The organism is Sphingomicrobium nitratireducens (assembly GCF_026157035.1).
GTDB classification, from domain to species: Bacteria; Pseudomonadota; Alphaproteobacteria; order Sphingomonadales; family Sphingomonadaceae; genus Sphingomicrobium; species Sphingomicrobium nitratireducens.
In genome coordinates, this window is the sequence record NZ_JANJZA010000001.1 from 649,199 (window position 1) to 670,612 (window position 21,414).

20 protein-coding genes are annotated in these 21,414 nt (G+C 67.4%); 3 read left to right on the top strand and 17 right to left on the bottom strand.

The genetic code is table 11. The features are described from left to right. Positions 1-10 precede the first annotated feature (10 nt). Both rsfS and NNY25_RS03255 read right to left on the bottom strand, forming a co-directional pair. Positions 11-475 (bottom strand): ribosome silencing factor, encoded by a 465-nt coding sequence (gene rsfS / locus NNY25_RS03250; RefSeq protein WP_420854306.1) that lies wholly within the window; start codon positions 473-475, stop codon positions 11-13. Then, entirely contained in the window at positions 427-1,041 is a 615-nt protein-coding gene (locus NNY25_RS03255; protein ID WP_265569920.1) for a nicotinate-nucleotide adenylyltransferase, read from the bottom strand. The genes rsfS and NNY25_RS03255 overlap by 49 nt, the downstream gene beginning before the upstream one ends. An 84-nt stretch (positions 1,042-1,125) precedes the next feature. On the opposite strand from NNY25_RS03255, the gene NNY25_RS03260 reads away from it, so the two are divergent. Then, positions 1,126-2,193, top strand: coding sequence for a DUF3667 domain-containing protein (locus NNY25_RS03260; RefSeq protein ID WP_265569921.1), 1,068 nt, complete (start codon positions 1,126-1,128; stop codon positions 2,191-2,193). Between the two features lie 61 nt (positions 2,194-2,254). Here NNY25_RS03260 and ftsH read toward each other — a convergent pair whose 3' ends face one another. The 6 genes from ftsH to NNY25_RS03290 form a co-directional block, all read right to left on the bottom strand. Beyond that, positions 2,255-4,222 carry an ATP-dependent zinc metalloprotease FtsH gene (ftsH, locus tag NNY25_RS03265; protein ID WP_265569922.1) on the bottom strand — a complete coding sequence of 656 codons (1,968 nt, stop codon included), beginning with the start codon at positions 4,220-4,222 and terminating at the stop codon, positions 2,255-2,257. Positions 4,223-4,322: 100 nt separating this feature from the next. After that, entirely contained in the window at positions 4,323-5,279 is a 957-nt protein-coding gene (gene tilS / locus NNY25_RS03270) for a tRNA lysidine(34) synthetase TilS (RefSeq protein WP_265569923.1), read from the bottom strand. Positions 5,280-5,283: 4 nt separating this feature from the next. Further along, positions 5,284-6,180, bottom strand: a complete 897-nt coding sequence (locus tag NNY25_RS03275) for a tetratricopeptide repeat protein (RefSeq protein ID WP_265569924.1) — start codon at positions 6,178-6,180, stop codon at positions 5,284-5,286. A gap of 70 nt (positions 6,181-6,250) precedes the next feature. Next, a complete protein-coding gene (locus tag NNY25_RS03280) occupies positions 6,251-7,273 on the bottom strand; it encodes a helix-turn-helix domain-containing protein (protein WP_265569925.1) in 1,023 nt (340 codons plus the stop codon). A gap of 99 nt (positions 7,274-7,372) precedes the next feature. After that, positions 7,373-9,637 carry a phosphoenolpyruvate--protein phosphotransferase gene (ptsP, locus tag NNY25_RS03285; RefSeq protein ID WP_265569926.1) on the bottom strand — a complete coding sequence of 755 codons (2,265 nt, stop codon included), beginning with the start codon at positions 9,635-9,637 and terminating at the stop codon, positions 7,373-7,375. A gap of 60 nt (positions 9,638-9,697) precedes the next feature. Continuing rightward, positions 9,698-11,380, bottom strand: coding sequence for a serine hydrolase domain-containing protein (locus NNY25_RS03290; protein WP_265569927.1), 1,683 nt, complete (start codon positions 11,378-11,380; stop codon positions 9,698-9,700). A 161-nt stretch (positions 11,381-11,541) separates the two neighbouring features. Here NNY25_RS03290 and NNY25_RS03295 point away from each other — a divergent pair, with 161 nt between their 5' ends. Next, positions 11,542-12,096 carry a hypothetical protein gene (locus NNY25_RS03295; RefSeq protein ID WP_265569928.1) on the top strand — a complete coding sequence of 185 codons (555 nt, stop codon included), beginning with the start codon at positions 11,542-11,544 and terminating at the stop codon, positions 12,094-12,096. Here NNY25_RS03295 and NNY25_RS03300 read toward each other — a convergent pair. After that, positions 12,093-13,115 carry an NAD(P)H-dependent flavin oxidoreductase gene (locus NNY25_RS03300; protein ID WP_265571453.1) on the bottom strand — a complete coding sequence of 341 codons (1,023 nt, stop codon included), beginning with the start codon at positions 13,113-13,115 and terminating at the stop codon, positions 12,093-12,095. The genes NNY25_RS03295 and NNY25_RS03300 overlap by 4 nt on opposite strands. Before the next feature lie 39 nt (positions 13,116-13,154). Further along, positions 13,155-14,387 (bottom strand): aspartate kinase, encoded by a 1,233-nt coding sequence (locus NNY25_RS03305; RefSeq protein ID WP_265571454.1) that lies wholly within the window; start codon positions 14,385-14,387, stop codon positions 13,155-13,157. Positions 14,388-14,446: 59 nt separating this feature from the next. Between NNY25_RS03305 and ubiG the strand changes: the two genes are divergently transcribed. After that, positions 14,447-15,166, top strand: coding sequence for a bifunctional 2-polyprenyl-6-hydroxyphenol methylase/3-demethylubiquinol 3-O-methyltransferase UbiG (ubiG, locus tag NNY25_RS03310; RefSeq protein WP_265569929.1), 720 nt, complete (start codon positions 14,447-14,449; stop codon positions 15,164-15,166). Here ubiG and NNY25_RS03315 read toward each other — a convergent pair. The 7 genes from NNY25_RS03315 to NNY25_RS03345 all read right to left on the bottom strand — a co-directional run bounded on the left by NNY25_RS03315 (position 15,163) and on the right by NNY25_RS03345 (position 21,264). Beyond that, entirely contained in the window at positions 15,163-15,834 is a 672-nt protein-coding gene (locus NNY25_RS03315; RefSeq protein ID WP_265569930.1) for a glutathione S-transferase family protein, read from the bottom strand. The two genes, ubiG and NNY25_RS03315, sit on opposite strands and share 4 nt — an antisense overlap. A gap of 90 nt (positions 15,835-15,924) precedes the next feature. After that, positions 15,925-16,362 carry a hypothetical protein gene (locus NNY25_RS03320; RefSeq protein WP_265569931.1) on the bottom strand — a complete coding sequence of 146 codons (438 nt, stop codon included), beginning with the start codon at positions 16,360-16,362 and terminating at the stop codon, positions 15,925-15,927. A gap of 77 nt (positions 16,363-16,439) precedes the next feature. After that, the gene (locus tag NNY25_RS11565; protein ID WP_265569932.1) at positions 16,440-17,333 is read right to left on the bottom strand and encodes a DUF2059 domain-containing protein; all 894 of its coding nucleotides are present in this window, start codon (positions 17,331-17,333) and stop codon (positions 16,440-16,442) included. Further along, positions 17,330-18,028 carry a DUF2059 domain-containing protein gene (locus NNY25_RS03330; RefSeq protein WP_265569933.1) on the bottom strand — a complete coding sequence of 233 codons (699 nt, stop codon included), beginning with the start codon at positions 18,026-18,028 and terminating at the stop codon, positions 17,330-17,332. Before NNY25_RS03330 ends, NNY25_RS11565 begins: the two co-directional genes overlap by 4 nt. 44 nt (positions 18,029-18,072) lie before the next feature. After that, positions 18,073-18,900, bottom strand: a complete 828-nt coding sequence (locus tag NNY25_RS03335; RefSeq protein WP_265569934.1) for an undecaprenyl-diphosphate phosphatase — start codon at positions 18,898-18,900, stop codon at positions 18,073-18,075. Between the two features lie 15 nt (positions 18,901-18,915). Continuing rightward, positions 18,916-19,851, bottom strand: a complete 936-nt coding sequence (locus NNY25_RS03340) for a complex I NDUFA9 subunit family protein (RefSeq protein ID WP_265569935.1) — start codon at positions 19,849-19,851, stop codon at positions 18,916-18,918. A gap of 75 nt (positions 19,852-19,926) precedes the next feature. After that, positions 19,927-21,264 carry an MFS transporter gene (locus NNY25_RS03345; protein ID WP_265569936.1) on the bottom strand — a complete coding sequence of 446 codons (1,338 nt, stop codon included), beginning with the start codon at positions 21,262-21,264 and terminating at the stop codon, positions 19,927-19,929. Positions 21,265-21,414: the final 150 nt, after the last annotated feature.

Sequence of the window (21,414 nt, forward strand, 5' to 3'; positions counted from 1 at the left end):
CGTCCGAGGGTCAGGCGGTGCCGGCGGGCGCCGGCGCGGCCTCGTCGTCGAAGGCCCACATGCGTTCGAGGTTGTAGAAGCTGCGCACTTCGGGGCGGAACAGGTGCACGACCACGTCGCCGATGTCGATCAGTACCCAGTCGGCCGTCGGAAGACCTTCGACCCGCACCGGGCGGCCGGTTTCCTTCTTGACCCGTTCGGCCAGCTTCTGCGCGATCGCGGCGACCTGGCGGGTCGAACGGCCGCTGGCGATGACCATGTGGTCGGCGATGGTCGATTTGCCCGCGAGCGGGATGGTCACCACTTCGACGGCCTGATCGTCGTCGAGGCTCTGGAGCACGAGCTGGTGAAGATTCTCGATGCTCTGCGCGTCGGCCGGGGGCCGGGCGGTGGTTCCGGCTGGCGCCGTATCGGTCTGGGCCAAGGTCACTCCTTCTCGCGATGCGCGGGCGCATCGGCGTAGCGTTGATGCCATGTCGGGTCTTGCGCGCGAAGGCGGGTAGCGGAGGTCGGATCGGGCGGGAGCCTCAGGAAGGTAATCGCCGGAACACTCCATTCGGTCCACTTTTTCGCCATGGCCGAGGGACGGACGAACCACCTGAGCCAGCCCATCGCGCGCGCCGCGCGGGCATCGTCATCATAGCCCGGGCGCGATAGCACTGCAATCGGCACCGTCGAGGCAAGCTTGCGCCAGTCCTTCCACTGGTGAAATTGGGCCACAGTGTCCTCGCCCATCAGCCACACGAAATCGTGCGCCGGATACCGCTTGAGAAGTGCGTCGAGCGTGTCGACGGTATAGCGCGTGCCTGCCTCGCGTTCGAAATCCGACACGCGGATGCGCGAGCGTTTGGCCATCTCGCGCGCCGAGGCGAGCCGCGCCTCGTAGGGGGCCATGCCCTTTGCGGGCTTGAGCGGATTGCCCGGCGAGACCAGCCACCATACCTCGTCGAGCCCCAGGGCGCGCGCGGCGTCGAGGCTGATCCTGCGGTGCCCGCGATGCGCGGGGTTGAAGCTGCCGCCCAAAAGTCCGATGCGCGCCATGGCGGTTGGCTAGCATGGGGCCTTGGCCCGCGCCACCGCTTGGGTGTAGTATTGGGGCAAGACGCGACGAGGGGGATTTTGGGAATGGGCGAATTCGAAGCCGCCGGCGAACTGGTAGGCGGCGGCATGCTCGGGCGGGCGATCGAACCGGTGGCCGACGGCAAGGGCGGGGAGAAGATCCCGGGCCCCGGCGACTGCCTCAACTGCGCAAGCCCGCTCGAAGGACATAATTTCTGCTGCCATTGCGGCCAGAAGGCGCATGTCCACCGCACATTGAAGGGCCTCGCGCACGACTTCATTCACGGTATCCTCCACTTCGACGGCAAGTTCTGGCGCACCATCCCGATGCTGCTGTGGCATCCGGGCGAGTTGACCCGCCGCTACGTCCACGGCCAGCGCGCGCGCTACATCTCGCCGATCGCGGTATTTCTGTTCACCGTCGTCGCGATGTTCGCCTTCGTCGTCTCGATCGGCGACGTGGACATCGACGAATCCGGCATCGGCTCCCCCGCGACGGTCGCGACCAGCGTCGAAGCGCAGGAGAAGGTCGTCGCCGAGATCGAGGCCAATCTTGCCGAGCTGGAGAAGGAAGATTTCCCGGGCATTTCGGGCGCAAGGACCGGCGTGAAGGCCGAACTGTCGCGCGCGCGTTCCCACCTCGCCGAACTCAAGGGCGAGAAGCCGGTCGAAAAATCCCCGAAGATCACCTTCGGCATGAGCGGCTGGGACGTGCTCGACGAGCAGATCCAGAAAGCGGAGTCCAACCCGAGCCTCTACCTCTACAAGGTGCAGACCAAGGCCTACAAATTGAGCTGGCTGCTGATCCCCTTGTCGCTGCCCTTCATGTGGCTGCTGTTTCCGTTCAACCGCCGCTTCAAGATGTACGACCACGCGGTCTTCGTGACCTATTCGCTCAGCTTCATGATGCTCCTGGTCCTCGTCGCCTGGCTGCTCGTGACGGTCGGCATCGGGGGCGGGCTGATCCCGTTCCTGCTGCTGGTGCCGCCGTTCCACATGTATCGCCAGCTGCGCGGTGCCTACCAGTTGTCGCGTCGCGGCGCGATCGCGCGAACCTTCCTCCTGAGCATCTTCTCGGTCGCGGTCTTGGCCATGTTCGCAGCGCTGATGCTGCTGATCGGCGTCGTCAGCTGACGCGACGAAAAAGGGGCGATGCCGCACGGCACCGCCCCTTGTTTCGTGAGCCGGCGAACACTCAGGCGGTTGCCGGGCCGCCGATGCCGCCGGGCTTGGGCCGCTTGGCCTTGGGGATCGAGCTCCCTGCCGAGGGCAATGCGGGCTGCGAAGGCCCGCCGCGATCGATCTCGCCGCCGCCCAGCAACGTCTTGATCTCCTCGCCCGACAGCGTCTCGTATTCGAGCAGCGCCTGCGCAAGTGTTTCGAGCTCGTCGCCATGGTCGGTCAATACCTGCTTGGCGCGCGCGTAGCCCTGCTCGACCAGCTTGCGGATCTCCGCGTCGATCTTCTTGGCGGTCTCCTGGCTGACATGCATGCCCTGGCTCTGCGAGTAGCCGAGGAAGGTCTCGCCCTGCTGCTCCTCGTACTGGATCGGGCCCATTTCCTCGCTCATGCCCCACTGGGTGACCATGTCGCGCGCCAGCTTGGTCGCGTACTGGATATCGCCGCTCGCGCCCGACGAGACCTTGTCATGGCCGAAGATGACTTCCTCGGCGACGCGCCCGCCCATGGCGACCGCCATGTTCGCGTGCATCTTGTCGCGGTGGTAGGAATAGCTGTCGCGTTCGGGCAGGCGCATGACCATGCCGAGCGCGCGCCCGCGCGGGATGATGGTCGCCTTGTGGATCGGGTCCGAAGCCGGCTCGTGCAGCGCGACGACCGCGTGCCCCGCCTCGTGGTAGGCGGTCATCTTCTTCTCGTCCTCGGTCATCACCATCGAGCGGCGCTCGGCGCCCATCATGACCTTGTCCTTGGCGTCCTCGAACTCGCTCATCGCGACGAGGCGCTTGCCGCGCCGCGCGGCCATCAGCGCCGCCTCGTTGACGAGATTGGCGAGGTCCGCGCCCGAGAAGCCCGGCGTACCGCGCGCGATCACGCGGGCGTCGACGTCGGGCGCGAGCGGGGTCTTCTTCATGTGGACGAGCAGGATCTTCTCGCGGCCCTCGATGTCGGGACGCGGCACGACCACCTGCCGGTCGAACCGGCCCGGGCGCAGCAGCGCGGGATCGAGCACGTCGGGACGGTTGGTCGCCGCGATGATGATGATGCCCTCGTTGGCCTCGAAGCCGTCCATCTCGACCAGCAGCTGGTTCAAGGTCTGTTCGCGCTCGTCATTGCCGTTGCCCAGGCCCGCGCCGCGATGGCGCCCGACCGCGTCGATCTCGTCGATGAAGACGATGCACGGCGCGTTCTTCTTGGCCTGTTCGAACATGTCGCGCACGCGGCTCGCGCCAACGCCGACGAACATCTCGACGAAGTCCGAGCCCGAGATGGTGAAGAAGGGCACGCCCGCCTCGCCCGCGATGGCGCGTGCGAGCAGCGTCTTGCCGGTGCCGGGCGAGCCGACCAGCAGCGCGCCCTTGGGGATCTTGCCGCCGAGCCGGGCGAATTTGCCCGGATCCTTGAGGAATTCGACGATCTCCTGCAGCTCCTCGCGCGCCTCGTCGATGCCCGCGACATCCTCGAACGTCACCTTCTGCTTGTTCTCGGTCAGCATGCGCGCCTTGGACTTGCCAAAGCCCATCGCGCCGCCGCCGGCATTCTTCTGCATCTGGCGGATGACGAAGAAGCTGATGCCCAGGATCAGGACGAAAGGCAGCGACTGGTAGAGCAGGATCAGCCAGAAGCTCGACTGTTCCTCTTCGCGCACCTGCACCGCCACGCCCTTGCCGAGCAGCCGGTCGGTGACGTTGGCGTCGGCCGGCGCGACCGTCTTGAACTTCTCGCCGCCGTCCATCGTCCCCGCGATCGTGGCATTGCCGGTCGGGCCTGCCGCGATCGTCACCGAGCGCACGTCGCCGTCGTCGACGCGGGTGATGAAGTCGGAATAGGCGATCGCCTCGCCGGTCTCGGCCGGATCGGAGGGCGAGAGTGCCTGCACGAACAGCACCAGCCCGAAGATGATCGCCATCCACACGAACAGCGACCTCGTCCAGCTGTTCTGCGGCGGCGGCGGGTTGTTCGGGTCCTGCGGCTTGTTTTCCATGGGTTGCGGCTACTTCTCGGTCAGTGGGCGGCCGCCTTCGCGGGGCCTTTGACCACAAGATAGGGCGCGCAAGCTTTCCCGACAATGACCGCCGGTCGAATCAGCCCTTGCGCGCAGGGGCCTTCTCGATCCGCCATTGCTTGCCCGCGGGCGAGAACTTGAGCGTCCCCAGCGTTGCGGTCCGCCCTTGCGTGAGCCCGACGATCAGCCGGTTGAGCTCGGGCCCGCGCGGCGGCCGGTCGCCGAGCCGGGCGATCCCCATCCGCATCAGGCGGCGCATGATCTCGCGGGGGAGGCCCTCGGGATCGAGCAGCAGCGCGTCGCCTTCGCCCGTCAGGCGGATGTCGGCGAGCCCGTTGGTCATCCAGTCGAGCGCGCGGTCGGCCTCGGCCAGGTAGCGCGCAGTCGCCGCGATCCGCATCGGGTCGCCAAGGTCGGCTTGGGACAACGCCTTGCGCAGCCGGACGCGGTCATGATGGTCGTCCTCGTTGGACGGATCCTCGACCGGCGTCATGCGCGCCGCCTTGACCACCTGGAGCAGGTCCTCGCGCGGGAAATCGAGCAGCGGGCGCACGATGCGCAGCGAAGGCGACAGACGCCGCACCCGTTTGATGCCCGACAGGCCCGAGACGCCCGCGCCGCGCAGCAACCGCATAAGCAACGTCTCGACCTGGTCGTCGGCATGGTGCGCGGTGGCGATGGCCGGCAATTTCTCGCGCCGCGCCCAGTCGGCGAGCAGCGCATAGCGCTGGTGGCGGGCGCGCGCCTGCACGTTGGTCTTGGGCGGCTTTGCCCATTTGGCCGTCAGCACCTCGCAGGCAATACCCCGCTTCTCGCACAGCTCGACCACCATCGCGGCCTCGTCCTTCGCCTCCGCGCGCAGGCCGTGATCGACCGTCGCGACGGCGATGCGGTCGGGCATCACCGCGTGGGCGAGCGCGAGCAGGGCGAGGCTGTCGGGACCGCCGGAGACGGCAAGGCCGAGCTTCTCGTCGTCCTTCAGCAGCTTCGAGACGGACGTCTCGAAGCGCTCCTTGGCAGCCTTGGAGATGGGCACGGAATCAGCCGCACTTCGCCTCGGCGCGCGCGCCCGGGAGCCGCTCGACGAGGTAGGAGCGCATCTTGCCGGCATAGACGTCGGCGAGTTCGTCATAGGCCTTGCAGGCCTGGCCCGCCTGGCCCAGCTTCATCAGCGCCTGGCCGAGGAAATAGAGGCTGTCGGCGGCGCGCTCGCCCTGCGGGTCGGTGCGGTAATTGGCGAGAAGCGCCTCGGCGGCGGCCCGCGCCTGGCCCTTGTCGAGCAGCGAACGCCCGACGAGGTTGCGCGCCCAGCTCACCCGGCGGTGACCGGGAAAGGCGTTCTCCATCGCGCGCAGAACCGTGATCGCCTCGTCATACTTGCCCGAATTCCACAGCTGGTAGCCGCGGTCGTAGGCATCCTCGCCCGCCGCTTCGAAATCGGGATCGCTCGATTCCATGGCGGGCGTCGTCGCGGGCGCGGGGGCGGGCAGGGCGGCGGTCTCGGTCTCGACCTTCGGGCGCGAGATCAGTTCGGCAGGCGGCGGCGCGGTCTCGGCCGGGGGCAGCGCGGCGCGGGTCGCGGCCACTTCCTGCGCGGCGCGCAGGCGCGCGACTTCGGCTTCCATCTGCCCCAGGCGGTACTGGGCTTCTTCGGAATTGCGGATGAGGGTCGCCATCTGGCGTTCGAGCGCATCGATGCGCCCGGTCAACAGGTCGACCGACGAGCGGGTCGCCACCGGCTCGTCGTAGAAACCCGCCGTGTCCGCCGGCTGGCCGTCCGGGAAGACCTTCTTCTGCATCTGGCGGACCTGCTTCTCGAGCCGTTCGACGCGCTCCCGATTCTCGCGTTCGCGCTTGCTCTGGCTGTCCTGCGCGAGAGCGGGTTGCGCGACCAGCGCGGACGAGGCGGCGAGGAGAACGAGAGTCTTCAATTTCATGACGGGTCCTTGGTGGGTCTTCTTGAACGTGGTGCGATGGTGGCGCGGCGGGGCTTGCCCGCCGATGAACCTATTCGCCGGCGGTGTCGCTCGCGCCCTGCGAAGGCGACGGCGGCGGCGCGGCGGGCGGCGACGTGTCCGACTGGCTCGACGTCGGGCTGTTGGCCGGGCGCGTGGCGGTCGCCGACGGCGGGGTCGTCGATCCCTGCTGCGTGGCCGGACGGGCCGGGGCGGGCGGCGGCGTCGAGCGAGTCGGCGAGGGAGAATTGGCAGCGGGGCGAACCGGCGCGCGCTGCGTCGTCGCCGGCGCAGGCGAGGGCGTGGTCGAAGGGGCGGCCTGCGCCTGCGGTCCTGCGAGCAGGTCGGTGCCGAGCAGGCTCACGCCGCTGACGGGGCTCCCCGACGGACCGATGGCGGGGGCGTCGGCGGTACCCACCGCAATGCGCAGGGCCGCCGGGTCTGACGCGTCAAGCATCGGCGCGGCGGCGTCGGCGGGCACGACAAAGCTTTCCCCGCTCGCCAGCCGTCCCTCGTAAAGCACCTCGCTGCCGTTGACGATGCGCACGTCGACCGGCTCGTTGGCGATGATAAGAACGTTGTCGGCCTGCTGGAGCGAGGCCGTCTGCGGGTCGGCGGTCGCCGCCTCGAGCACCTCGTCGGCGCGCACGTCCTCGCCCGCGAGGCGGCGGTCGTTGAGCCAGCTGAACAGCACGATCGCGGCGATCACCGCGAGGACGGCGGCGACCAGCAGCCAGCGCGGCATGGCGCGCTTGGGGTCGCTGACCTCGTAACCCTCGATGTCGTGCTGGACCGGGCGGAACCCGCCCAATTCCTCGCGCAGCTGGGCGGCAACCTCTTCCTTGTCTAGCCCGACCGCGGCGGCATAGGACTTGGCGAATCCCATCGTATAGGTCGGCGCGGGAAGCTTCTCCCAGTCGCTGGCCTCGAGGCTCTGCAAGTGGCGCTTGGGGATGCGGGTGCTGGTCGCGAGGTCCTCGACCGACAGCTTCCTGGCCTCGCGGGCCTCGCGCAGCCTCTCGCCCACGGGCACCACGCCCGGAAGCTCGTCCTGCATCACGCTGTCGTCGTCCATACCCCACTCCCCGCAGATTCACGGCTACGCCCGGCACGCACAATCGACATGAGCGCGCCGCCAGTCAATGGCCAACCGCCTGTGAAATCGCGGGTTTCGTCAGCCCAGGACCACGTCGTGCCGCTTCGCCCACGCGAGCAGCGTCTTGCGCAGGTCGCGCGGGGGCTTGGCGAGCAACCGGTCCAGCTCCTTTTTCGCCTCGCCCGCGTCGAGCGAGCGGACCATCGCCTTGATCGGACCGACCGCGGCGGGGGTGATCGAGAAGTTCTCGATGCCGATGCCGATCAGCGCCAGCGCCTCGAGCGGGCGACCACCCATTTCGCCGCACACGCGCACGGGAACGTCGGCTTCCTTCGCCTGGACCGCGATGCGCCTGAGAAAGCGCAGGATGGCCGGGCTCAGCCAGTCGTAGCGCTCGGCAAGGCGCGGCTCGGCGCGGTCGGCGGCGAACAGGAACTGGGTGAGGTCGTTGGTGCCGATCGACAGGAAGTCGAGGCGCGGCAGCAGGATGTCGAGCATCTCGGCAAGGCTCGGCACCTCGAGCATGCAGCCATATTCGGTGACCGTGGGCAGCATCCGCTTCTTCTTGCGCAGCCACTCGACCTGTTCCTCGAACAGGGCGCGCGCTTCCTCGTACTCCCACGGTTCGGAGACCATCGGGAACATCACCTTGAGGTGCCGCCCGCCCGCTGCCTCGAGCAAGGCGCGCGCCTGCGCCTTCATCAGCGCCTGACGGTCGAGCGACAGGCGCAGCGCGCGCCAGCCCATCGCCGGGTTCTCGGCCTCGTCCTTGACGTCCTGCAGGTAAGGCAGCGCCTTGTCGCCGCCGATGTCGAGCGTGCGGAACACGACCGGCTTGTCGCCCGCCGCATCGAGCACTTCCTTGTAGAGCTTCAGCTGGCTCTCGCGTCCGGGCAGGGTCGCGGCGACGAGGAACTGGAATTCGGTGCGGAACAGGCCGATGCCCTCGGCCCCCACGATATCGAGCTGGGCGACGTCCTCGGACAGGCCCGCATTGACCATCAGCGTGACGCGCTTGCCGTCGGTGGTCTCGGCCGGCTTGTTCCTGATTGCGGCGAATTCGGCGCGGCGCTTCTGGCTCGTGGCCATGCGCTGGTCGAACGTGTGGGTGACCGCGCGGCTGGGGCGCACCACGATCGAGCCCTGGTCGCCGTCGACCAGGATCGGGTCGCCTTCGGACGCGATGTGGCGGATGTCGTCGATGCGGCCGACGACCGGCACGCCCATCGCGCGCGCCACGATGGTGACGTGTGCGGTCAGCGAGCCTTCCTGGAGGATGACCCCCTTCAGGCGGCGCCGGTCGTAGTCGAGCAGTTCGGCCGGCCCGAGGTTGCGCGCGATGAGGATCGTGTCCTCCTTGAGGCCCTGCTGGGCTGCAGTCCCGAAGCGGCCCGCGACGATCCGCATCAACCGGTTCGACAGGTCCTCGAGGTCGTGCATCCGCTCGGCCAGCAACGGATCGTCGATTTCCTGCATCCGCGCGCGCGTGCGCTGCTGGACGCGTTCGATCGCGGCCTCGGCGGTCAGGCCGCTGTCGATCGCCTCGTTGATCCGCCGCGCCCAACCCTCGTCGTAGGCGAACATCTTGTAGGTCTCGAGGACCTCCTCGTGCTCGCCGGCGACCCCGAATTCGGCCTCGCGGGTCATGTGGTCGATCTGGTCGCGCATCTTGCGGAACGCGGCATAGACCCGCGCGCGCTCGGCTTCGGTGTCCTCGGCGACGGTGTGCTCGACGGTGACCTTGGGCTGGTGGAACACCGCGGCGCCCTTGGCCATGCCCGCGACCAGCTTGAGCCCGACCAGCGTCTGTGCCCCCGTGTCCCGCGCGCGCCCGCGTGTCCCGTCCGCGATCCCCGCGCTCGCGAGCAGTTCCGAAAGCACCATCGCCACCGTCTGGAGCGCCTCGATCTCGACATCCTCGTAGCGGCGCGTGTCCTCGTGTTGCACGGTAAGCACCCCGATCGGCTCCTCCCGCCGAACAATCGGAATTCCCGCAAAACTGTGGAAATCTTCCTCTCCGGTCTCGGGACGATAGGCGTATTGCGGATGGCTCGACGCCTCGTCGAGGTTGAGGATAAGCCCCTGTTCGGCGATCGTGCCGACGAGGCCTTCGCCCATGCGCAGGCGCGTGACGTGGACCGCGCCCTTGTTGAGGCCGTGCGTGGCGTAAAGTTCGAGCGCGTTGTCGCGCAGGACGTAGATCGAGCAGACCTCGCTCTTCATCGCCTCGGCGATGATGTCGACGACCTTGTCGAGCTTCGCCTGCGTCGAGCCGCGGCTCGCCATCAGGTCGTGGAGACCGGTAAGAATTTCGCGGGCGGCTGAGGCGGCGGTCTGCGGCATGGATGTGCGCTAGCAGACGGCCGCCACCGCTGTCACGCGGTCGAAGCGAGGGCCGCGTCTTTATTCGACACGGCGTCCCGTCATCTCCCGCGCACCACGATAGAGCTTCACCTCTTCGACCCTGCTGCCCTCACCGATGAATTCCAGCTTCATCGGCGTGCCGTCGACGGCAAACATGGCCTGGTCCAGTGCCCGCAGCGGCATGGATTCCTCCTTGCCGTCCTGGCGCAACGTGAGCTTGCCCTCGTTATCCTTCTCGACATGGACGACGACGTCGGTTTCCATCCGATAAGCGCCGACGAGGGCCGCGAGCCGACCCGGATCGATGACGACGCTTTCCTCGATACCGCCGATCCGGCGCGCGTCGACCGGCTCTTCGTAGGCTGCGTCATGGAATCGCAGCATCGGCCCGCCGTCAGGCCCGCGCACGAACTCGAACCAGTCGCCACGCTCCTTCTCGAAGAAGAAGCGGCGCTCGCCGAAATAGGTCACCGGGAGCGCGCTCGATCCTTCGGCGGCAAACCACAGCTTGCCGTCGCGTTCGAGGAACTGGATCTTGCGGCCTTCGACCTCGTAGGTGCCGATCATCGGCTTGGCCCGTGCGATGTCGAGCGGCTCTTCGACGAATATCGGGAACGGCCGCCCCATCGCTGCCGCCGCCATGCGCTCGGCAAGCGCGCGGGGCTGGCTCTTGGGGCTGGTGCTGTTGGCGAAGACCGCGACGACCACGTCGCCTTCGGGGACGTAGAGCATTTCGGTCCGCACCCCGTCCATCGCGCCGCCCTGGAAATAGGTCTTGCCGCCGTAGAGCTGGCCGATGCGGAAGCCGAAGCCGTAGCGGGACTCCTCGCCGCTCGCCAGCCGGGGCATGGCCAGCGCTTCGCGTGTCATCTCCGCGCCAAGCAATTTCTCGTGATAAAGGGCGTTTGCGAAGGTCGCGAGATCGGCAAGCGACCCGCTGAGCCCGCCCGCGGCCCCGGCGATGCCCTTGTCCTCGAACGCCGGCACCGCCGCCGCCGACGCGTCGGGGCCGTCATAGCCGACCATGGTCACCTCGTTTTCCATCAGCGACGTAAGCCCCAGCGGGCCCGCGACGCGCGTCGCCATGGCCTCGGTCCAAGGCTTGCCGGTGACCTTCTCGATGATCACGCCGAGCAGCATGTAGCCGCTATTGTTATATTCGAACCGCTCGCCGGGCTCGGATTTCGCCGGCAGCGCGGAGAGCATGTCGACGATCTGCTGGCTGGAGAAGGAGCGATGCTTGTTCTCTTCGATCCAGCCGGGCTGCTTGGTGATGTCGGTGATTCCCGATGTGTGATTGAGCAGTTGGCGGATCGTCGCGCCGGCCACCTTTGGATTGAAGCCGCCGACATGGTTGCCGATCGGGTCGTCGAGCGAGAGGAGGCCGTCCTCGGCCAAGCTCGCGACCGTCGCTGCGCTGATCGCCTTGCTGATCGAGGCAAGAAAGTAGCGCTCGGTCGGGACCATCCGCCGGCCGGCCTCGATATCCGCCATTCCCCGAGCGGCGTGGAAGATCGTCCTCCCGCCCTTGGTGACGATCACCGCCCCGCCGGGCCCGTCGACGTCGTAGGCATCGGCGAGAATCGCTGCGAGCTCGGCCCGGATCGCCGCGTCGTCGCGGACCGCGGATGCGACAGCCTGGCGGGACGCTCCGGCCGGTGCCGGGATCGCGGCGGTCGCCAGCATTAGCGCCGTGATCGAAAGGGAGGTGAGGATTCGCATCGTCGTGACTCCATGGAAATTGAACGAGCCCGGAGCCTTGCCGATGATGTGGTGAAAGCCATGAGGGCCGCATGATCTTTCGGTGAAATGTGCGCGCGGATTGATCCGTATCGGTTCGGATAATCGCGAAACTTGCCGCAGCCCGTGCGTTGGGGTCGATCATGCAGACGGCAAGCCATTCGCCTTCCAGCGACTCTTCGGCCCTCCTCTCAAGGGGGCAGCGGCTGGCGTGCGACGAGGCCGCGCTCCTCGTCCACGAACGCCACCTCGCGCTCGCGCACCTCATCGACCACGTGGAAGGACGGCTGGACGAGGATGTCCGGGTCGAGCGCGCCGATGAGGCGGATTGCGCCATCCTCGCGCTCGACATCGCGCGGCTGATGGGGCTCGTCACCCGCCACCTCGCGCGCAACGGCGAACATCTCTACCCGGTCCTGGGCGAATGCGCCGGTGCCGAAGGTCGTCGGCTGGTCGAACGGTTGCGCGGCGAGGCGAGGGGCCTTTCGGGGATCGCGCACGTCTTCACCCGCCGCTGGAGCGGGGGCGAGCATATCCGCGCGGACCGCAGCAGCTTCAGGATCGAGACGCGGTTGATGCTCGGAGAACTGCGGGCCTGGCTCGATCGCGAGGACGAACTGCTTGCAGGGATCGGCAGGGACAGTGGCGAAGGCCCGAAGCCGGTGCGTTGTCCGGTGCGCGCGCCGCGTGCCGCCTAGCCGCGGGCTTCGAGCGCGGCGGCCGCCTCGTCGACCAGTTCGGCGATGATGTCGACGACCGGTTCCTCGCGCTTGACCATCCCAACCGACTGGCCCGCCATCACGCTGCCGCTTTCGACGTCGCCGTCGATCACCGCGCGCTTCAATGCGCCGGCCCAATAATGTTCGATCTGGAGTTGCGCCTCGGCCATCTCGATCGTGCCCGCGTCGAGCAGGCCCGCGACCTCGCGCTGCTTGGCGGCGAAATTCTCCATCTCGCGATTCTTGATCGCGCGCACCGGGATGACCGGCAGGCGCGGGTCGATCTGGACGGAGGGGATCGCATCGCGGGCGGAGGCGCGGAGGAAGGCTTTTTTGAAATTCTCGTGCGCAATGCACTCGTCGGCACACACGAAGCGGGTGCCGAGCTGGACGCCGACCGCGCCCATTTCGAGATAGGCCGCGATCGCCTCGCCGCGCCCGATGCCCCCTGCGACGAACACCGGCATCTCTTCCGCCATGACGGGGAGGATTTCCTGCGCGAGCACGCTGGTCGAGACCGGCCCGATATGGCCGCCCGCTTCCATGCCCTCGACCACCAGCGCGTCGACGCCCGAGCGTTTCAGCTTCTTGGCGAGCGCCAGCGCGGGCGCGAAGGCGATGAGCTTGGCGCCGCTTGCCTTGATCCGCTCGATCGACTTGCCCGACGGCAACCCACCCGCCAGCACGACATGGCCGACCTCGTGGCGCGCGCAGATGTCGATCAGTTCGTCCAGATCGGGGTGCATGGTGATGAGATTCACGCCGAAGGGTTTGTCGGTCATCGCCTTGGTCGCGGCGATTTCCTTGTCGAGCAGGTCGGGCGGCATCGCGCCGCACGCGATCACCCCGAACCCGCCGGCATTGGAGATGGCCGAGACGAGGTTGCGCTCGGAAATCCAGCTCATCGCGCCGCCAAGGATGGCGTGCTCGCATCCGAGGAAATCGGTTCCGCGCTTCATCAAGGTCTGGAGGCGCAGATGCCCCGAGGTGCCGTGCATGGTGCGCGTCTTGGCGATCAGCCCTTCACCGCTCATTCGTCAATTCCCCTGATTATCGTCGTCCAGCCCGTAGGCCTTGTGGAGTGCGCGCACCGCCAGTTCGACGTCATTCTCGTCGATCAGCACGCTGGCGCGGATTTCGCCGGTCGAGGCGGCGGCGATGTTGATGCGCCGCTCGGCCAATGTCTCGAACATCAGCGAGGCGAGCGCCGGGTCGGAGCGCAGCCCCACACCCACGATCGAAACCTTGGCGACACGGTCGTCGCTCTTGATGCCCTCGAAGCCGAGCTCGTCCTTGCGCGCCTCGAGCAGCGCCAGCGCCTTGGCCAGCTGCGCGCGCGGCACGGTGAAATTGAGGTCGCTCTTGCCCACGCCCTGCGTGGCTGCGTGGACGATCATGTCGACGGGAATAGCGGCTTCGGCGAGCGGTGCGATCGCCTTGGCGAGCGACCCGGTTTCATCGGCGATGCCGGTCAGGGTGACGCGCGCCTCGTTCCGATCGGCGGCGATGCCTGCGATGGCGGTGCGTTCCATATCCTCTCCCAGTTGAGCGACCACTTCGGTGCCCGTCTTGTCCTCGAACGCCGACAGGACGCGCAGCGGCAAGTTCTCGCGCATGGCGAGCCCGACCGAGCGCACCTGCAAGACTTTCGCGCCCGCGCCTGCCAGTTCGAGCATCTCCTCGAACGTCACCTGCGCGAGCTTGGAAGCCTTGGGCACGATGCGCGGGTCGGTCGTGTAGACGCCGTCGACGTCGGTATAGATGTCGCAGCGATCCGCGCCCACGCCGGCCGCGATGGCGACCGCGCTGGTATCCGAACCGCCGCGCCCGAGCGTGGCGAGGCGCCCGTCCTCGGTCGCGCCCTGGAAACCCGGGATGACGCAGATCGTGCCGCCGGTCAGCGCTTCGGAGAGAAGGTCGCTCTCGACCTTGTCGACGCGCGCATTGCCGTGGACCCCGCTTGCGCGCACCAGTTGCCAGCCCATGAAGCTGCGCGCCTTGCGCCCCATGTTCTGGAGCGTCATCGCCAGCAGCCCCGCGGTGACCTGCTCTCCACTGGCGACCACCACGTCATATTCGGTGGGATCGTGTGAGGCGGCGGCTTCCTTGCAGAACTGGACCAGCCGGTCGGTCTCGCCCGCCATCGCCGAGACGACGACGAGCACTTCGTTGCCCTCTTCGGCCTCGCGCTCGACGAGCTGGGCGACGTGGCGGATCCGCTCGATCCCGGCCATCGACGTGCCGCCGAATTTCATCACGATACGGGGCATAGGCGAAGCGGCGTCTTTCCTCATGGTCGTTGCGGGCGCGTCCTGCTAGGGCATCTGGCATGGGCAAGACAAGCATCGTGGCGTCGGAAGCGGCGCATTTCGGCAGCCTCGCGGGCGACTGGTGGGACCCGGACGGCGACAGCGCGATGCTGCACAAGCTCCAGCCGGTGCGCCTCCAGTTCATCCGCGATTGTATCGACCGCCACTTCGACCTCGACGAACATCGCTTCCGCCCGCTGACCGGGCGCAGCGCGCTCGACGTCGGCTGCGGCGCTGGCCTTCTCGCCGAACCGCTGGCGAGGCTCGGCGCCCAGGTTACCGCGATCGACGCCGCGCCCGAACTGATCGAGGCAGCGAAGGCGCACGCGGCCGGCATGGGCCTGTCGATCGACTATCGCGCGGGCGACCTCGATGAACTCGCCGGCACGTTCGACCTCGTCACCTGCCTCGAGGTGATCGAGCATGTCGCCGACCCCGCGGCGTTCGTGAAGGCGCTCAAAAAGCACCTCGCGCCGGGCGGCCTCCTCATCATGTCGACCCCCAATCGCACCGAATGGTCGCGATTCCTGACCATCACGCTCGCCGAAGGGATGGGGAAAATCCCCAAGGGCACGCACGATTACGACCAGTTCATCGACCCCGAAGCGATGCGCGGCCTGCTTGCCGCGGCGGGGCTGGAGATGGGCGAGATCATGGGGATTGCGGCCAGCCCGATGAAGGGGCTGCACCTGAGCGAGGATTTGCGGCTGAATTACATTTTCAGCGCCACGCGGCCCTAGAAGTCGACCTTGTCGTAGTGCTGCGGGGGGACGATGACGTCCATTCGCTCGCCCAGCAGCGGGCGGAAGCAGGGGCGCGATTTCATCACCGCGTACCAGTTCTTGGTCTGCTCGTGCCCGCGCCAGTCGAGTGCGCCGAGATAGTCGATCACGCTGAGATGCGCGGCTGCGGTGAAGTCGGCGAGGCTGAGGCTCGATCCCGCCAGCCAGCGGCGGTGGTCGAGGAGATAGTCGCAATAGTCGAGGTGGCCGTTGGCCACCCGCATCGCGTGGCGCAACACGTTGGTGTCGGGTGACTGGCGACCGACGAGCCGCTTCATCATGCGCTCGTGCATTAGCGGCCCGACCACCTCGCGGTAGAATTTCTGGTCGAACCACTCGGCGAGCCGGCGCTGTTCGGCGCGCGCGGCGGCATTGCCGTGGAGCATCGGCGCCTTGTCCACCGTTTCCTCGAAATATTCGACGATGGGCTGCGAGCCGATCAGCGTGATGCCCTGCTCGTCCTCGACCAGCACGGGCGTCTCGACCGCGGGATTCATGTCGACGAACTCGTCGCGCCGCTCCCACGGGTTCTCGCGCTTCAACTCGTGCGCGACGCCCTTCTCGCCCAGCACGAGCCGGACTTTCCGCGAAAAGGGACACAGGGGAAACTGGAAGAGCTGCCACATGGCCCCAAGCCATAAAAAGGCCTGCCGCGCGCGTCCATAAGGCACGCGCGACTTATCCCCAGAAATCGAAAGTTAACGGGCGAGGCGAGCCTAGTCGTCGTCGAGCGTCGGCTCGACCGCGGCGCGCATCTCGTCGATCGCGGCCAAGAGATGCGGCATCGCCAGCGCCAGGCCCCGCGCCGAAGCGCGCAGCGTATCCTGGTTGTCGGCGAGCGCGGTGCGCATCTCGTCGGCCATGGCGGGGCCATCGACCTCGAGCCGCTCGGCGCGTTCCTCGGGGGTCGGCTCGCGGCCCTCGATGGCGGCCTCGATCTCGCCGACCGGCATCGTCTCGAGCATCTTGGCGAGCACCAGCGTCATCGCCGCCATGCGGTCCGGGAGCGCCGGATCGGCGAGCATCGTGCCGAGCTCGTCCGACATCTCGGCCACGACTTCGTCGCGCCGGTCATCTCGTGTTTCGGCGAGCGCCGCGCCTGGCGCCATGCTCGCCATCGCCAGCACACCGGCGACCCATTTCACCCTGTCCATCGACAACCTTCCCGAATCGTTGGAGAAAATCTCGGGAGCAGAGTGAAAGGGTGTGCCTTGATCGTGGCTGAACGCGTTCAGGCGTCGTCCTCGACGACCTCCTCTTCCTCGACCTCGTCGACGCAGATCTCGACCTCGGCCGCATCCTCGTCATCGGCCATCTCGGCGGCGTCTTCCTCGCTGACGCAATCGGGCTCGGGCTCGGGGAACATCGGCGGCAGGTGCGCCATGCGCGCCTCGAGCGTCTCGCCCATCGGCTTGATGCCCTTCACCAGCGTCGGCATCGCCTTCATCATCCCGCCGAAATATTCGGGCGCGAAGCCGACCTTCCAGATTTCGCTCGCGAACTTCTTGCCCGCGGGCGTCTTGGCGAAGGTCGCGATCGACTTCAGTTCGGCGTCGGTGAATCGTCCGGCAAAGGCACGGGCCAGCCCGTCACGCACCATCGGTTCGGCATCGGCGAGGATCGCGGGCAGCTGCTCGCGCACCACGTCGCGGAAGATTGTGACGCGCTCCTCGAAATGCGGATCCTTGCCCGCGACGATGTCCTTAAGCGTCTTGTCGCCCATCATCGCGATCATCATGTTCGCGGTCGCTTCCATCTGCTCGGGCGTCAGCTCGGGCTTGGCCGGGCACTCCTCGCCCTCCTCGCATGTTTCCGGGCCCTCGAGCTCCTTCATCGCCTGTCCCATTTCCATAAAGCTCGCGATGATGTCCGCCGCGCCGAATTCCTCGGCAAGCTGGGCGATCGGCGTCGTCAGCATGTGGTCCGCGAAGGGCCCGACCATGTAATCGACGAAGCCGTAGGCGGTGCCCTCTGGCCACCACAGGTCGACAGCGTCATGCGCCAGCGCGAGGCGCGCATCGTCCATCGCCTGCATCTCGGTCGCTTCGCCCATGTCGGCGGCGAGCGCCGGGGTCGCCATGGTCAGGGCGAGCGCGGCGAGGCTGGTCTTGAGGATCGTCTTCACTGGTCGTTCTCCGTGTTGGGTACCGTCGGCAGGGTCTGGATGCCGCCCTCATTGCCGGGCAGCGGTAAATGAGCGGTTTCGGCAACCAGTCTTTTCGCGACATCGGGCATGATCTGCATCAGGCGCGGCATCATCTCGCTCATCATCGCGTTCATGTAGTCGGGGTCCATGTAGGCCAGCATCATCTTGTTGGCGAAGCGGCTGCCCATCGGCGACGTGAAGAAGTCGTGCGCGGCCTCGAGTTCCTCGACCTCGTAGTGACGCACCAGCGCGCCCGCGAAGGCCGCCTTCATGCCGGGCTCCATCTCGATCATGATCGGGCGCATCTCCTCGCCCATGATGCGCGACATGATCTGCATGCGTTCGGCGTAATGCGGGTCGACCATCTCCATGATCTCGCGCACGCTCATGCCCTCGAGCATCGCTTCCATCTCGGCCGGGTCCTCGCCCGCCGCCTCGGCGCGCGCGCGAACCATCTCGATCACCACTTCGCCGCCCGCGTCGAGCTGCGCGGCGATGATCTGGTCCATCATCTGGCCGAACATCTGGTCCATCATCTTGTCGGTCGTGCCGTCGGGCCACATCGCCTCGACCACGCCGGTGGCGAGGTCGGTCTCGCTCGGACCGGACTGCGCCAGCGTCGGCGAGGCACAGCAAAGGGCGAGCGCCGCGGCGCCCAGGCTCACAATTTTCATTCTTTCCCCCCGGAAAAAGTCAGGATTCGGTTGCGCCCACCAAATCAGATGGCGCCGAGCCAGACAAGCGCGATTACCCCGACGACGATGCGATACCAGGCGAATGGTGCAAATCCGTAACGGGTGACGATCGAAATGAAGGCCTTCACCACCACGTAGGCGACGACGAAGCTGACCAAAGCGCCGAGCCCGATCCACTGCAACCCGTCGACGGTGACCGCGTCGCGCGCCTTGTAGAGCTGGAGGACGGTCGCGCCGGTCAGCGTGGGGACGGCCAGGAAGAAGCTGAATTCGGCGGCGGTCTTGCGGTCGATGCCGAGCGCCATCGCGCCCATGATGGTCGCGCCCGATCGGCTCACGCCCGGGATCATCGCAAGGCACTGGACGAGGCCGACGGTGAGCGACTTGCCAAGGCTCATCGTGGCGACCGCGCCGCCGACCTGGTCTTCGGGAATGTCGGGGCGCGCGGGCGGGTTTGCCCATTTCTCGATGACGAGGATGGCGATGCCGCCAATGATCAGCGCCCAGGCCACGACCACGGCATTCTCGAGGAGATTGTCGATCTGTTCGCCCAGTGCGAGCCCGAGCACGACCGCCGGGAAGAAGGCGACGAGGAGGTTGCGCGTGAAGGCGATCGCCCCCGCGCTACGCTCGAACAGGCCGGTGAGCACGCCCCAGAAGGTCTTCCAGTAGAGAATCACCACCGCGAGGATCGCGCCCGGCTGGATCGCGACGTTGAACAGCGCCCAGTCCTGCGCCCTGAACCCCATCAGCTCGGTCGCGAGGATGAGGTGGCCGGTCGAGGAGACGGGGAGATATTCGGTCAGGCCCTCGACGATGCCGAGGATGATGACGAGCAGGACCGTGGACATGAACGCTCCGTCGGATCAGGCGGACACGGCGAAGCGGCCGCCGCTCCGGTAACGCGACAGCCAGCGCGGCGCGACGTCCTCCATCGCGGTTGCGGGGACGCCGAACGCCTTGAGGCCGCGGCAATCCGGATGGCAGACATTGTCCGACTGGAGCATCGCCCACTGGTCGCGGGTCAGCGGCGCGCCCGGCAGGAAGCCGAGGCTCGCCATGCCCGAGGCGATGAAGTCGGGCACCTCGACGATCTCGGGATCGCGGCCCGCCATCGCGGCGACCTTCTCGTTAAGCTGGCGCATGGTCATGACCTCGGGTCCGCCGATGTCGAAGCTGGTGCCGGCATAGGTTTCGGGCTCGAGCGCGGCCTTGGCGATCGCCTCGGCGAGGTCGCGCACGAACACCGGCTGGAATTTCGTGGCTGGCGCGATCACGGGAAGGATCGGCAGGCCCGCCATCTGCGCGAAGCGGTTGGTGAACTCGTCCTCGGTCCCGAACACGGTCGAGGGACGCAGGATGGTCGCGCCCGGGAAGGCCTTCCTGACGGCTTCCTCGCCCTTGCCCTTGGTCGAGGCATAGACTGACGAGGCATGCGGATCGGCACCGATCGCCGACAGCTGGACGAACGCCTTGGCGCCAGCCTTGGCGGCTTCCTCGGCGGCGATGCGCGCGCCCTCGGCGTGGAGCGCCTCGCTCTGGCCGATGTCGAACGTGCCGACGAGGTTGACCACCGCGTCGGCGCCCTGAACGGCGCGCGCGATGCTCTCGCGATTGCGGATGTCGGCGGCCATCAGCATGACCTGCCCGACATTGCCGAGCGGCTGGAGGTCGTGCGCGCGCTTGGGGCGACGCTGCGCCACGCGCAGCCGCACGCCGCGCTTGAGCAGCGCCTCGGCGACATAATGGCCGATGAAGCCACCACCGCCGATGAGGGTGACGATGCGAGGGTCGTTGGTCATGTCCATCTCTTGTCGAACGGGTGAATGCGTGCCGCTCCCTTGGCCCCAAGCGGGGGGTGCTGGCAAGGGCCGATGTCAGCCGCCCGGCAGGTCGGGCACCGGTTCCTCCTCGACCACCGGCAGGTCGCGCTCGATCGCTGCGACGGCTTCGGGCGCCTCGGCCGGCAAGCGAGTGAACCACAGGATGACAAGCGCCAAGACGCTCACGCCGCCCAGCGCGAAATAGACGTTCTGCGGCACGCTGACCGCGATGATTCCGGTTGTCATCGCCGCGCCGATCGGACGGCCCAGATTGCTCAGCGCCATGTAGATGGTGAACTGGGTCGCCGCGACCGACGGGTTGCACAGCCGCATCGCGATGGGGATGCCCGCGACGATCAGCATCAGACCGATCGCCTCGATGCCCCAGATGATGGCGGTCAGCATGGCCTTCTCGTCCCAGCGCTCGTGGAGGAAGCCGAACCCTACCGCGAGCATCGCCAGCAGGACGAACAGGATCATCAGCGCGTTCTTCTCGCCGATCTTCGACACGCTCCACCCGCCGACCACCATCGCGACGAGCCCGGAGGCGAGCCCGGCCGCCGACACGGTATTGGTGTAGTTGGTCTGCGACCAGCCGCCGGTCTGCGTCGTCAGGACCGGGTGGAACGTCTCCGCGACCCCGAACGGCATCGAGCTCATCATGAAGACGGCGAGGAAGGCGATGCTCGCCACGCTCAGCAGCGCGCGGAAACTATGCTTGAGCAGCGGCCACCACGCCTCGACCTGGATATGGAGGTTGCGCGGGTGCGCGGAGCCGGGCGAGAAGGGGAGAAGCTTCTCGCCCTCGCGCTCGCGCACGACCATGCCGAATACGAGCACCGTGCCCACCGTCACGGCCGCGGCCACGTAGGCGGCCGATATGCCGACGTTTGCGATCAGTTGCCCACCCGCGAAGGCGGCTGCCGAGATGCCGAGCGTCGAGGCGCCGAACATCAGGCCCGCGGCGACCGCGCGTTCCTCTTCGCGCAGGATGTCGACCGACAGGCCGTCGATCCCGACGTCTTGCGTCGAGGCAGCGAAACCCGCCGCGAGTGCCATGGCGGACAGGAGCGCGACGTTGCCGACCGGGGGCTCGATTACGGCGCTGGCGAGGAACACGAGGACCAGCAGGCTCTGCGCGCCGATGATCCAGGCGCGCCGGCGGCCCATCGGCAAATAGGTGTAGCGGTCCATCACGAAGGCGGTGAGGAACTTCCAGATCCACGGCAGCATGTAGGCCGAGACGACCTGTCCGGTGGCGATGGTCGAGCCGCCATTGGACGCGATCCAGGCCGGAACGGCGGTCAGGAACAGGCCGGTCGGCACGCCCTGTGTGAAATAGAAAGCGAGCACCATCGACAGGCGCAGCCACTTGTTCTGATCCAGGATCATCGCGAAGTCCCCCGAGCGAAGGGCGACGATGCAAGCGCGGGCGGGAAAAGGCAAATCTGCACTTTTGGGGGATGCGGCAGCGAATGCGTGTTGACACAAGCGCGGCTTGCCTTCTAAGCGCCGCCCCCTACCTAGCGATCACGCTCCTGT